Raw genomic sequence first — 13,184 nt, 5'->3', positions numbered from 1 at the left:
GTTGCTAGTTCGCCGTGCCGTGAAAGAAAACCAGTCGAAAGCGCCCAATCTGGAGTTCGTCTCCGTCATGAAGTTCCGTTGACTCAATACGAACCCGGTTTACATAGGTCCCGTTCAACGAACCAGCGTCGGTGACTACGTAATGGTCACCGGTTCGTTTAACAGCAGCATGTTGACGTGACACCGAAACATCATCAAGAAAAATCCCCGCATCCCCATGGCGCCCCAGGGTGGTGTCTTCTGCTTCCAACCCGTAGCGGGCGCCTGCTTTGGGGCCAGATTCAATAACAAAGAGCCCGCAGTTCTGAGGAAACTTCGCCCGATCTTGTTCATGAGGAAGGATCTCCGAAAGTTCAAATACATCTGTTTTTTCTTCTCGGGATTCGGCCATAGGTTGGCCACACGATGGGCAAAAACGCGCCGACCGGTTGTCTTCGTTACCGCACCCAGAGCAAACGACCGTGGCCATCGTTTAGCCTTGACCCTCAAGCAACTCTTGATAGGCCGCAGCATCAAGCAATGCTTCATACTCTCCAGGGTCGGTTCCTTCGAGTTCGCAAATCCACCCTTCACCGTACGCATCGCTATTGACCAACTCTGGGGTGCCTTCCAAGGCATCGTTGACGGCCACCACGGTGCCGGAAAGCGGTGCGAAAAGTTCAGAAACTGATTTTGTTGATTCAACTTCACCAAAAACTGAACCGGCCGCTATGTGGTCACCGACTTGAGGAAGGTCAACATAGACCACGTCCCCTAAGGCATCTTGGGCATAATCGGTAATACCGATTCGCGTTCTCCCTTCAACGACCGCAATCCACTCATGATCCGACGAATACTTGAGTTCTGTTGGAATGTTCATACCAAGAACCTACAAGATAGAGCAGAGCAAAGTGGGTCTCTCCCCTACTCAACTTACTTGTTGGCTCGGCCGTCTCTCAAAGCACGCCGAGCTTCCGGTAAATAACCTGCCGCTGACCACCAAGCAATCACCAAACCCGGAATGCCAAATATCCAAGCAGCTACCGCAAACCATTCATGGGCAAAGGCTGTTGATTGGCCGGCCAAAAAGCAAGGGAATGCCCAAAGTAAAGAAAATGTCGCCGTTTTCCCCCACCAAGTGACCTCAATTCTTCGCGCCCCGAGCGCCGCCAAAACTAAGGCACCTAACCCCACCAAGCCTTCTCTGATTAAGGCCAGCACCGCAAACCACCAGGGCACCGATCCCTCAACAATAAGAGAAAAAGCGGCCACCAAGAGAAGCAAGCGGTCAGCCGTGGGGTCCAATATTTTTCCCAAATCGGTTACTTGGTTGAAGCGGCGAGCAAACCAGCCGTCTATCCAGTCGGTGGCCCCCAAAGCCCCCAACAATAAAGCGGCGTCGGTCCGGTTGCTTCCGCCGAAAAGCATCCAAACAAACAGCGGGATGCACGCTAAGCGAATCAAACTAATTAAGTTTGGTACCGTAGCGATAGCAGCCCAACCAGTTCGCGGTGTTGTTGTTTCCTCTGACACACTGACAGCCTACGATTTATCTGTATCCGTAACTCCCTAAAGCAAGGATCAACCATGGCTTCAATATTTACTCGCATCATGGAAGGCGAAATACCCGGTCGGCTGGTTTGGGAAGACGAGCTGTGTGTCGTCATGGTAGATATCCGCCCCTTGAATCGCGGGCACGTGTTGATTGTTCCTCGTCAAGAAGTCGACCCTTGGACCGCCCTACCGGCGGCCACCGCCCAGCATCTGATGGCCGTGGCTCACCGAGTTGCCCAAGCGCAACAAGCGCTTTTTTCGCCACAAAGGGTTGGCTTAATGATTGCCGGGTTCGAAGTACCCCACACCCATCTGCACTGCGTACCGTTGGACTCCATGGCCAACTTGGATTTCTCTCTTGCGCAACCGGGAGACCCCGACGACCTGGATCAGGTAGCATGGGTCTTACGAGAAGCGCTCAACTAGCGGCCGGAGCGGCGCACAAACACTTGAATACCTTCGACGTTGAAGCTTTCTTCAAAACCTAGAACTCGTAAAGACTGGCCAAATATTTTTCTATCGGGCTGCGGCCATCGGGTGGCCGGCCCATCAAATACCACCACGTCGATGCCCAGTACCAGATCATCCGACGCGAGAAACGGGCCACCAGAAGCATCCCTTAGTGGCAGAGAACGAATTGTTTCACGCTCGGCCACCAGGTTAAATACCGCAGGGTGTGCCAACACCCGATCGTAGGCGTCTATGCCACTGGCGGCCTCAAGTCGAGCAACATCAGTGGCGTCTCTGTGGCCCCAATTCCAAGGCTCTTGGTAAGGAGACGATGCGGCGTCTCGCACAAAAAACATGGTTGCGGTAAGCGCCAATACCGCCAACACCCGGCGATCTACCAAAACACGTCGCACCCCGGGTTGCCCAATACGCATCAACGCATAGGTTGCCGCAATAAAAACAAAGGGCAGAATTCCTACATCTTGTTCAGGGTTGCCTCGTCCGCCGGAAGAAACGTCGGCCAGAAGGAAAAAGCCCAACAATGGCAAAACCGGAGCAACATAGCGCATCCTTACTAAGGGCAAGAAGAGAACAGGGGCCACTAAAAGCATGACTTTCTCAAAGCTTGAGCGTTCAAATAAATCGCCCATCACCACCAAAGGGTGGGAAATCATTCCGCCCATCACCCCAAATACCCCATCGCCATAAGCAGCAAACTCCGCCAAATGTGGGTACTCGCCTAAACCCATGAGGGGCTGAACAAATAATCCCATAATCAGGAACCAGAGCAAACCGAAAGACGCCAGAAACCATCCGGGGTTCCGGCGTTCTTCACCCACAAAGACAAGGCCCAGCGCCATGACCGCTAACCCAAGGTCAGAGCGTGCCGCCACCACCACAAAAGCCAACAGCGACACCGCCCACCATCGTTCTTTTTGTCCTTGTAAATAAGCCGCCAACAAGGCCGGTAGCGCAAAAACTTCGGGGTGGAAACCGGCCAAGTTGAGGTTTTGCACTGAGGGGTGAAAAAAGTATGCCGCCACCAATGCGCCGGCTGCTCCAATTCGCAGGTTTCCAGAGTGGCGGGTAATTCGCCAGAGCGGTACTACCGCTAAAGCCAGGGGGAGAGCCTGCAAGATCAGCATGGTTTCGGCCGACGGAAACAACTGGGTCAACCAAATTATCGGGACGAAAAGAAAGGCCGCCTGCATGGCAAAAAGGTTCATGCCAAAATCAGTGATCTGGGGAGCTACCCCATTTTCCAAAAGGTGCAGTGCTTGTAGGTAGTGCCCTAAGTCTTGGGGAAGGCCAAGGTCGTGCAGACGAGCCAAAGACAGGAAGGAAAAAACTAGCCAAGCTGAAGCAGCTAAAACCCATGGGAAGTAACGGTCTACCCGAGGGCTTTCCAAACGAGCCTGGCCGCGCAGCATGGCCATATCCATCCGGCGTCGAACGGTATGGACCCGGGTCACCACATGTTCGCCGGTCCAATCTATGGCGCGAACTGCTCGATCTCGAGATGCATTTACCACGGCCCTAGCGTACCTCTATTTCTCAACTTGCTCCGTCAAACGAGCACACGAGGCTACATCAACACACATTCTCCGAAGCCTCCGACTCCCAAGCGAACCGAAATGGTATCCCCTTTTTCTCCGTGGTAAGAAGGGACCACCACGTCGCCTTGCGCGGTATCTACAGAAATCGTGCCCCGCAAAGCCAGAGTTTCCCAATTCTCATGGTGACTTTCGAGCCCCACCCTTACCGCTTCTGGCCAACTCGTGCCGCCTTCAACCAGCGATACTTCTCCTTGGGGAATACCCAGAGAAAGAATGAGCACGGTGTCACCTCGGCAAGCAACGGTGGCCAACCGGCCCGGCAAGTTTTCTGGGCAGGCTCCGGGAGTGGTCTCGTGGGCCACCACATCAAAGGGCCGCAAGCGATTATCTACTACCGAAACTCTCACACAGGCTTCATCCATCCATCCCGCAGGACCCACCAAAGCAACTTGGCCCCCTCGGTGGCGAAAAATGGTGGCAGAAACTTCACCTGGGGCATGCGAAAGCAATCCTTCGGGCACTTCGGTGCGCACTCGTTCTTCAACTGGGCCTTCCCCAGTCACCACTGCTACCAAGGTGTCAATCGAAGCAACTAACTCAGGAAGAGCAATCGGCAAGCCAAGGGCAAGTTCTTCTTGGCTGTCTTGACTGTCTTGGCTGTTGCCGCTGCCGGTCAGCCACAAAGATTGTTCTGAGCGGTCCACTATGCCTTCTTCAAACAAGGTACGAACAAACAAGCCGCCAATTATTAAGAGAGCAGCCATGGCGGCCATGCCTAAAACCCGGCGGCGAAACGCTACTTTGATTGACTTACTTAGGGCCGCTTCGTCGCGGCGCTCAGCCCGAGAACGAGGTCCAAAAGATTCGGAACTGTCTCCCCCGCTCAGCAACAATGTCCAGGTGGCCAATGTTTCGTCCGGGAAGCGCACCGCTAAGGCGGCAAAGGTTTCTTCTTGTTCTGGCCCGAAAAGCAAAAGCAGGTCATTGTGTCGCGCCAACTCCACGGGGTCAGGGTGATGAACTAATTTTCGATCGCCGGCGAGGCGAATCAGAAACTCTCGTATCTTTCGGTCTGCCTCTGCTTCGCTCCACCGTCCACCCGCTTCGACCTGTATTCCCTCTAGCGGGCTTCCCTCGGCCTTAGCCCGCTGAAAAAAAGTTACCCGGCGACGACGATGCTCTTCAGGGACCATGGTTCCCGAAGCAGAATTTTCTGCGTCGTCGGCTGCCTCTTCTGCGTCGTCCATCGGAATCTCGTCACTCACCTTAGGGAGGTTAGACACTGGCATGGCCGGAAACCGGCATAGCGCCCCCACCTGCCCTCAAGATGCCTCTACGCTCTTTAAGTGGCCAATCGTTCAGTATTTTTCTCCGCAGCATTTAGTTGCCTAATATTTTTATTTGCGACCGCTTGTTCTTTTCCTGAGCCACGCACTTCCCCCCCCTTGTTGGTGCCAACCACCATCACCAGCTCAACCGCTACCACCCTGGCTCCCGAAAACTTTCCCACCAGTCCGCCAGAAACTGAGATCGGCCTCCCGCCGGTTTTTTCCTTTGAATCAACCATTGACCGAGACCAGCCGTTCCGTTCGCTTCAACATTTTTGCCGCCCAAAACAAACTCTTGATCAAGTGAACGAAGCGTTATGGACGGTGGTGGTCCTGCAACCTGAACAAGAGGCTTTAAAAGACTTCGGTTTCCCGCCCACCCCTTCTGCCGCTCTTTCACCCTTCATTGATGCGCTTAATCGGTGCGGTGGTGTCTCTGGTCATCTCTTAAACCTAGAAATCGTCGAGGTAGCGGTTTTGACTGGGCCCTCGCCTTCTCTGCATGAACTCCAAGATGCTTCTTGTCTAGCCGCATCACATTTTTTGCCAGTTGTCGTTATTGATGCTTTCGGATTTCAAAATACCGGCACCCGTTGCGCGGAACTTCTCTCAGACACCGTGGTTATCGCCGCTCAAGGAAGCACCCCCGCCGCCGGGGTTTTGCTGAGCGACGCACCGCTCGACGAAGACCTTTTACACGAAACGGCACTCACCGTTGCCCAATGGGACCCTTCGGGTGACGCTGAAGTAATGGTCATTGCTCCCGATCAACCTGCATTGGCTGATTTGATAAACCGTGAACTGGTGGAACCCCTTCGCTCGTTGGGTTTCTCTTTGCGAGTGGTGTCTTACGCTTGCCAAGGGGGAGCGCTCTGCTCGGGCCAAGCAAAATTAGCTGCAGAGGCAATAGCGCTTCATAAACCAACCCTGGTTCTCCCCGTGTTGGACGCACTTTCTTTTCCACCCTTTTTACGCGAGCTAAACTTGTCCCCCGTTCCGCCGCCAGTGATACTCAGTGGGGTCGGGGATCCTCTACGTTTTATTGATGCGGCGCTACTTCCTCCAGAGTCGGTAGTGCTTAATTTTTCTTTACCCAGCGAAACGAGCAGCACGCTTACCCCATTTGATACTTTGTGCTTAAGAATTGCCGACCAAGACCTTGATTCTTTCAATACCGCTCAGGGCAAAGCGTGGGTAAAAAGTTGCGCCATCGTGCGTTGGGTAGCTCGTTTCCTTGATGCAGCAGGCCCCGAAAGCACTCCTGTGGAGCGTCAGTTTGCCGCTTTAGCGTTAGGCCCCGTAGATGCCCCGGGCATGCTCCCTGGGTGGTTTTCTTCTGACCATCGTGGGCGGCCTGAAGCTATTACCTTAACTCTTTTGCCGCCCCTCGCGAGTTAAGGGCGCACTTCGTAATAGAGGTTCGTTGGGTCGTCAAAGTCGTGCATGGTGAAACGAGTAAAATCCGCCTCGGCGGTCATCTGCTTAGCCATTTTAGGGTTGAACCCCATGGTCCCGAGCCCTACCGCATCGGGAGCCGACATGGCCGATTGCAAACAAGAACCCACCGAGGTGGCATACATCATGGCCAACATTGGGTTTTTTAAGTTGTCTACCCACCGAGGGCTAGATTTTATGTCTTTGATGAGCCAGGTGCCGTCATCACCTATTGCTTGGCGAATGGCCGTCATGGTGAGGTCAGGGCGGGGCATGTCGTGAATGCAGTCGAAAGTAATAATCAAGTCGACATCACCGGTTGGTGGCAGGTCTTCGCCTCCGGCCAAATGCAATTCAACGTTGCTGTGGTCTTTTAAGCGTTCGGTGGCTAAAGCGATGGCGCCTTCTGAAGGGTCGTACCCGGCAAAGGTGGAGGCCGGGAACTTCTGGGCGAGGAGGTCAATAACCATGCCTCCCCCGCACCCCACGTCTATGACTCGAGCGCCGGCTGTTAGTTTTTCTACAATGCCTTCTAAAGCGGGAACAATGGTGGGAAGCAATAACGCTTGGGTCATGGGGCCCAAGATTCCTTCGATATGTTCAGCTGACTGATCGCCCAGACCGTCGTAGTCCAGCCCTAAGCCGGTGTGAAAAGCATCAGCGATGCCGTCAACTACTTCGGGGGTGCGCAGCACCGCAAAAGCACCGGCAGCGAAGGTTGGTGACTCGCTGCGGGCCAACACGGCGGCCGCTTCAGGCTCCAGCAAAAAGGTTTCTCCGTCTTCGCTGAGCATAAGTTGCGCTGCTGCTTGGCTGCGGAGCCATTCCAAAAGCCAGCGTTCATGTAAGCCGGTAGATTCGGCAAGCTCGGCGGCCGTTACCGGTCCGGCCCCGTCGAGGGCCTGGTAGAGGCCCAGTCGGTGCCCGAGGTGAACCATTAAGGTGACCGCTTCGCCTTGTTTATACCCCCAAGCGGTAATGACATATTTGCCTACCCGGTCAGGGTCGAGGGCTGGTTCTGTGCTCATGTTTTTCTCCGAATCCAAATAGTGCCGTTTTTTTCTTGACACGGCCACACTTCAATATCACCTTTGCGGTCTCGACGCCCAGCCATGCTGGTTTTCCATCCGTCGCCGTTGGGGCCAAACCGCCAGTGGTGGGTGAGGCAAACGATTTCTTCGCCTTCTACTGCTCCTTCTCCGGCGAGGTGAGACCATTGGTGGGGGCAACGGGCAGCCATTACGCAGGGGGTGCCTTGGGCGGTACGCCATACCACCAGGTCTTCTCCGTCTATTGCCGATTCCACGATTTGCCCAGGGGCCAAGTCTTCGCTGGTTACGGCGATCCAGTCGTTGGATGAAGAACCGGTTGGTCCGGCCATCTGCTTAGACGTCCAGGTAGCGGGTTACGGCTACTGCTGAACCGATCATGCCCACGGAGCCACCGATAATCAGCAACCAGATACTGGTGTCCCACACGAAGCCTTCGGGGACGGCGAAGCCGCGAAACAACGGAACGGCATCAGATTCTTGGAAAAATGCCAACACTTGTTTATCCACGACGAACAGGGCCGGTATAGCCAATGCTGCGCCTAAGAGGCCATGGATGGTGCCTTCCAACATGAAAGGTATGCGGATGAACCAGTTGGTGGCTCCCACCAGTTTCATTACTTCGATTTCTTGGCGACGAGCGCCAATGGCCGTAAATACTGTGTTGAGGATCAGCAAAGCGGAGACGGCAACGAGAACAACGGCCGCCACCAAGAGGGCTTGGCTTACCCGAGTTGAGAAGTCATCTATTTGCCTGATGGCTTCGGTGGCCGTAGCTACTTCTTTAACTCCGGGTTGACTGGCGAACTGATCGGCCAACTCTGAGACGTTGGCCGCTGAGGGGTCGGAGGGAACGATGCGATACGAGGGTGGCATCACCGCGGGCGACACACTGTTTACGAGATCTGGTTTGTCGGCAAAGAGGTTACGAAACTCTTCGTAGGCATCTTCTTGACCAATGTAGGTGTAACTGGCTATTACCGGGCTGTTGTCCAGCACATCGCGTATGGCCAAGTCTTGATCTTCGGCGGCGTCGGCGTTCATGAAGACTATGAATTCCACGCCTTCTTGAAATTGGGCGGTAGCCCGTTCGGCGCCTTCACGCACCAGCAGCGAAGCCCCGACCAAAGCGAGGGAGATGGCCACGGTGAAGATGGCCGCCATAGTCAGGCTCAGGTTGCGCCAAATACTAGAAAAGGTTTCTCGGAAGTAATACCAAAGTCGATACATAAGTCAGCCCTCAGTCGTAGATCCCGCGAGATTCATCACGAACCACCACGCCGCGGTCGAGTTCAATGACTCGGCGCTGCATGGAGTCCACAATGCTCCGGTCGTGGGTGGCCATGATTACCGTGGTTCCTCGGCGGTTGATGAGGTCAAGAAGTTTCATTATCCCTACCGAGGTCGAAGGGTCAAGGTTGCCGGTGGGTTCATCGGCCAACATGATTTTTGGGCGGTTAGCGAATGCTCGAGCGATGGAGACTCTTTGTTGCTCACCGCCGGAGAGTTCGTTGGGGAATCGATCAGCCTTTTGCGCCAACCCGACCAGGTCCAAGATTGCTGGAACGTTTTTTCGAATGACCGGGCGAGATTGCCCGATTACTTCTAAGGCAAAGGCCACGTTTTCAAATACGGTTTTTTTGTGCAGAAGTTTGTAGTCCTGGAACACGCAACCCATGCTGCGACGGAAATGAGGCACGCTCCATGATCGAAGCTTGCTGAGGTCTTTTCCGGCCACCCAGATTTTTCCTGAATCGGGCACTTCTTCACGATTAAGCAACCGAAGAAAGGTCGATTTTCCTGAACCAGATTGACCGACCAGAAAGACAAATTCTCCGCTTTGAATCTCTGCCGAGACTTCTCGTAGAGCGGTCACGTCCCCTTTGTAAACCTTGGTGACATTTTCGAGTCGAATCATGATTCGGTCAGATCAGTGTTTTGTTGATGAGGCACGAAGGGCACGGTACCAGAACCAACCCCGCAGATCGTGGCGCGTGGCCTTGGGTGATTAATTAGCGGCACGAGCCCAACGGAGGTAGGACTCCATAAAGCCGTCGAGGTTGCCGTCCAGTACTCCTTCTACGTTGCCTATTTCGTGTTCGGTGCGCAAATCTTTGACCATTTGATAGGGATGCAAAACGTAGGAGCGTATTTGGCTACCGAAATCGACGTTGCGTTGTTCTCCCCCGAGGGCTGCCATCTCTTCGTTACGTTTTTGCCGCTCAAGGTCGAGAAGTTTGGCGGCCAACATTTGCATAGCTCGGTCTTTATTTTGGTGTTGGCTGCGTTCATTTTGACACGAGGTAACCACCCCGGTGGGAAGGTGGGTGATGCGTACCGCTGAGTCGGTGACGTTGATGTGCTGGCCACCGGCCCCCGAGGCCCGGAAAGTATCAATGCGGAGGTCGCCTTCGTCAATTTCTACTTGATCGGTGACCGCTTCAAAAAACGGCACCACGTAGAGCGAGGCGAAGGCCGTTTGCCGTTTCGATTCTTTATTGAAGGGCGAGATGCGCACCAGCCGATGTACCCCGCGTTCTCCTTGGAGTAGACCAAAGGCATGCCGCCCCCGCACAATGAATTCCACAGAAGACAAGCCGGCCTCGGTGCCCTCGGAGTAGGACTCTAGCTCAATACTGAAGCCGCGTTTTTCTGCCCAACGAGAGTACATGCGTAAAAGCATTTCGGCCCAGTCCTGGGCATCGGTGCCCCCGGCCCCGGACTGTATGTGGCATACGGCGTCACTCTCATCGTATTCCCCTGAGAAAAGCGAACGTAACTCCAGAGCCGAAAAACGCTCTTGAAGATCGGCCACCGTTGTTTTTATTTCTTCGTCGAGAGATGCGTCTTCTTCTTCGGTCGCCATGAGGGCCAGGGTCTCTGCTTCCTCTATAGCTTCGCTGAGGCTGGCGAAAAGGTCGAGGTCTTCCACCACGGCGGCCAGATCTTTTTGTACTTGGCGGCCCCGGTTTTGGTCGTTCCATAAATCCGGGTCAGCCATTTCGGCTTCTAACGTTTGCCGGCTTTCGCTTTGTTCACTAATATGTAAATACTTGTCTGCTTCGTCAAGGCGCACCCGCAGTGCACCGAGGGGTTCGGTGAAATCTTCCATGGTTTATTGCCCGTGACAGTGTTTGAACTTGCGTCCTGAATCACAGGGGCAGGGAGCATTTCGTGGGGTGGCTTCCCATTCGGTGTTTACTTTTTGCACCTTGGGTTGCGGTGTAGATTCTTTTACTTGTGTGGGGGCGCCGGCCGCCGCGGCCACCGCAGCAGCTCCCAATACGGGGCCTTCGGGGCCGCTGGTTACCACATCGGAGGGCGCTACTGTTTCATCATTTACCGCTACTTTTATGCGCATGACGTAGCGCACGAAATCTTCGCCGATCAGCACGGTGAGTTGACCGAAAAGTTCGTAGCCTTCACGTTGCCATTCGGTGGTCGGGTCGCGTTGCCCGATGGCTCGGAGGTGAATACCTTCGCGCAGATGATCCATTTCTTGAAGATGTTCACGCCATCGTTGGTCGATGATGCGCAGCATGACTTGGCGTTCTACCTCGCGGTAGGTTTCGGCGCCCAGTTCTTCTTCTCGATCTTGGTAGACCTGTTGCGCCTCGTCAAAAAGAAGATCGGTGAGTTCGGCGACTGTACCGACGGTTCCCATATCGGTAGCGCTCAAAGAGGTGGCCCAGTAACCGTCGATGCCGACGTGTAGTCCTTCGAGGTCCCATTCTTCAGGGTGTTCGCCGAGGCAATAGGTATTAATTTCTTTTTCTACGACCAGAGCCAGTTGGGCCAGCACCTCTTCGCTGAGGTCGGCGCCTGACAATACTTGGTCACGGCGGCGGTAAATCACCTTGCGTTGTTCGTTCATGACCTCGTCGTATTTGAGAACGTTTTTACGCACTTCAGCATTTTTTTGTTCAACGGTGGTTTGGGCTCGTTCAATTGCTTTGGAGACCATTCCTGATTCGATCGGGACGTCTTCCGGTAAGGCGCGATCCATTAATTTACTTAATGACCCAGAGGCAAAGAGGCGCATTAGGTCATCGTCGAGCGACAGGTAGAACCGGCTTGCACCGGGGTCGCCTTGGCGCCCACAACGGCCGCGCAGCTGGTTGTCTATGCGGCGTGATTCGTGGCGGCCGGTGCCTAAGACGTAAAGCCCGCCTGCTTGGCGCACCCGTTCCCCCTCGGCATCACAGTCTGAGGTAAATTTTTCTACAAGTTTTTTGATTTGTTTTTGGCCTTGCTTGGACTCTGGGTCTAAGCCTTCGGCTCGCACCGCACGTTCGGCGAGGTTCTCGGGGTTTCCGCCTAACAAAATATCTACGCCGCGACCAGCCATGTTGGTGGCTACGGTTACTGCTCCGCTTCGCCCGGCTTGGGCAATGACGTCGGCTTCGCGGAAGTGTTGTTTGGCGTTAAGCACTTCGTGGCCGATGCCTCTTTTTTCAAGTTCTCGAGAGAGTTTTTCTGATTTCTCGACCGAGACCGTACCAACCAGAACGGGTTGGCCGCCCTCTGAGCGAGTAACGATGTCATCGATTACTGCATTGAATTTTCCTTCTTCGGTTTTGTAGACTAAGTCTTTGGCGTCGAGGCGGGCGATGGGCCGGTTGGTGGGCACCGATACCACTTGCAATCCGTAGATTCCGGCCAGTTCGGCGGCTTCTGTTTCCGCCGTTCCGGTCATTCCGGCGAGTTTTTCGTAAAGCCGGAAATAGTTTTGCAGGGTGATGGTGGCCAGTGTTTGGTTTTCTTCTTTTATGGAAACGCCTTCTTTGGCTTCTACCGCTTGGTGGATCCCGTCTGACCAGCGGCGTCCTTCGAGCACTCGCCCAGTGAACTCATCAACGATGCGTACTTCTCCTTCGGCCACGATGTAATCGCGGTCCCGGAGATACATTTCTTTGGCTCGCAGAGCTACCTGGAATTGATGCACCAGGTTGGCTGATACTTGGTCGTAGAGGTTTTCTATGCCTAAGATTTTTTCGACGGCGTGTACCCCTTCTTCGGTGGGGGCCACAATACGTTTTTCTTCGTCGTAGTCGTAGTGGACATCGCGTTGGAGCCCCTTGACCACACCGGCGAAACGTTGGTAAAGGGCCACGGCGTCGCTTAGCCGGCCGCTGATAATCAGGGGGGTACGGGCCTCATCGATCAGGATGGAGTCCACCTCGTCAACGATGCAAAAAGCGTGGCCGCGTTGGGCCTTGAGTCTTGCTCCGAGGGCCATGTTGTCGCGGAGGTAGTCGAAGCCCAACTCGTTGTTGGTGCCGTAGGTAATGTCGGCAGCATAGGCCGCCCGTTTTTCGGCAGGGTCGCGTACCGCCGGAACCACCAACCCCACGTCGAGGCCCAACCAGCGGTGAATCTGGCCCATCCATTCGGCATCTCGGGTGGCTAAATAATCGTTGACCGTGCAAAGGTGAACGCCTTTGCCACCTAACCCATTGAGGTAAGCGGGCAGTGTGGAGACCAAGGTTTTGCCTTCGCCGGTTCGCATTTCGGCTACCCACCCGAGGTGCAGGGCCATGCCTCCCATAAGTTGCACGTCGTAATGGCGTTGTCCAATAACTCGGCAACTGGCTTCACGCACCACAGCAAACGATTCGACCAAAAGGTCGTCGAGGTCTTCTCCTTGGGTAAGCCGTTGACGAAACTCACCGGTTTTGGCTCGTAGCGCATCGTCAGAGAGCGCTTTGGTTTCTGCTTCCCTAGCGCTTATATCTGGAACGATGGCTTGTAGTGCTTTAAGTTTTTTTCCTTCGCCGCTGCGCAGGACTCGCGAAAATGCTCCCATAGTGGCTGAGTTTACCTTCTCTGTCTTG

General features: G+C 54.5%; 13 protein-coding genes. 2 read left to right on the top strand and 11 right to left on the bottom strand.

Annotated elements, in window-relative coordinates:
- Positions 1-4: 4 nt before the first annotated feature.
- From EYQ49_03035 to EYQ49_03025, 3 genes are read right to left on the bottom strand one after another with little or no spacing between them, the layout of a single operon-like run.
- Positions 5-469 (bottom strand): FHA domain-containing protein, encoded by a 465-nt coding sequence (locus EYQ49_03035; protein ID HIG24855.1) that lies wholly within the window; start codon positions 467-469, stop codon positions 5-7.
- 3 nt (positions 470-472) lie between these two features.
- Complete coding sequence (gene gcvH, locus EYQ49_03030) at positions 473-859, bottom strand: glycine cleavage system protein GcvH (GenBank protein ID HIG24854.1); 387 nt, start codon at positions 857-859, stop codon at positions 473-475.
- 53 nt (positions 860-912) lie between these two features.
- Positions 913-1,512, bottom strand: coding sequence for a CDP-alcohol phosphatidyltransferase family protein (locus EYQ49_03025; GenBank protein HIG24853.1), 600 nt, complete (start codon positions 1,510-1,512; stop codon positions 913-915).
- A 54-nt stretch (positions 1,513-1,566) separates the two neighbouring features.
- Here EYQ49_03025 and EYQ49_03020 point away from each other — a divergent pair, with 54 nt between their 5' ends.
- Positions 1,567-1,959, top strand: coding sequence for an HIT family protein (locus EYQ49_03020; GenBank protein ID HIG24852.1), 393 nt, complete (start codon positions 1,567-1,569; stop codon positions 1,957-1,959).
- On the opposite strand, the gene EYQ49_03015 is transcribed toward EYQ49_03020, so the two are convergent.
- Both EYQ49_03015 and EYQ49_03010 read right to left on the bottom strand, forming a co-directional pair.
- Entirely contained in the window at positions 1,956-3,515 is a 1,560-nt protein-coding gene (locus EYQ49_03015; protein HIG24851.1) for a DUF2079 domain-containing protein, read from the bottom strand. The genes EYQ49_03020 and EYQ49_03015 overlap by 4 nt on opposite strands.
- Before the next feature lie 53 nt (positions 3,516-3,568).
- Positions 3,569-4,804 (bottom strand): hypothetical protein, encoded by a 1,236-nt coding sequence (locus EYQ49_03010; protein ID HIG24850.1) that lies wholly within the window; start codon positions 4,802-4,804, stop codon positions 3,569-3,571.
- Between the two features lie 81 nt (positions 4,805-4,885).
- Here EYQ49_03010 and EYQ49_03005 point away from each other — a divergent pair, with 81 nt between their 5' ends.
- On the top strand, positions 4,886-6,265 hold the full coding sequence (locus EYQ49_03005) for a hypothetical protein (GenBank protein HIG24849.1): 1,380 nt from the start codon (positions 4,886-4,888) through the stop codon (positions 6,263-6,265).
- Here the strand turns inward: EYQ49_03005 and EYQ49_03000 are convergent.
- The 6 genes from EYQ49_03000 to secA form a co-directional block, all read right to left on the bottom strand.
- Positions 6,262-7,329: a class I SAM-dependent methyltransferase gene (locus EYQ49_03000; GenBank protein HIG24848.1), complete on the bottom strand. Its 1,068-nt coding sequence runs from the start codon at positions 7,327-7,329 to the stop codon at positions 6,262-6,264. The two genes, EYQ49_03005 and EYQ49_03000, sit on opposite strands and share 4 nt — an antisense overlap.
- Positions 7,326-7,682 (bottom strand): hypothetical protein, encoded by a 357-nt coding sequence (locus EYQ49_02995; GenBank protein HIG24847.1) that lies wholly within the window; start codon positions 7,680-7,682, stop codon positions 7,326-7,328. The genes EYQ49_03000 and EYQ49_02995 overlap by 4 nt, the downstream gene beginning before the upstream one ends.
- Positions 7,683-7,686: 4 nt before the next feature.
- Entirely contained in the window at positions 7,687-8,580 is an 894-nt protein-coding gene (locus EYQ49_02990) for an ABC transporter permease (protein HIG24846.1), read from the bottom strand.
- Between the two features lie 10 nt (positions 8,581-8,590).
- A complete protein-coding gene (gene ftsE / locus EYQ49_02985) occupies positions 8,591-9,268 on the bottom strand; it encodes a cell division ATP-binding protein FtsE (GenBank protein HIG24845.1) in 678 nt (225 codons plus the stop codon).
- Between the two features lie 90 nt (positions 9,269-9,358).
- Positions 9,359-10,462, bottom strand: coding sequence for a peptide chain release factor 2 (locus EYQ49_02980; GenBank protein ID HIG24844.1), 1,104 nt, complete (start codon positions 10,460-10,462; stop codon positions 9,359-9,361).
- A gap of 3 nt (positions 10,463-10,465) precedes the next feature.
- Entirely contained in the window at positions 10,466-13,156 is a 2,691-nt protein-coding gene (secA, locus tag EYQ49_02975; GenBank protein ID HIG24843.1) for a preprotein translocase subunit SecA, read from the bottom strand.
- Positions 13,157-13,184: the final 28 nt, after the last annotated feature.

The sequence above is a fragment of the Acidimicrobiia bacterium genome (assembly GCA_012959995.1).
Classification (GTDB): Bacteria; Actinomycetota; Acidimicrobiia; order Acidimicrobiales; family MedAcidi-G1; genus MedAcidi-G2B.
Note: the sequence above shows the minus strand (reverse complement) of the source record. Positions and strands in the feature narration are given on the sequence as shown.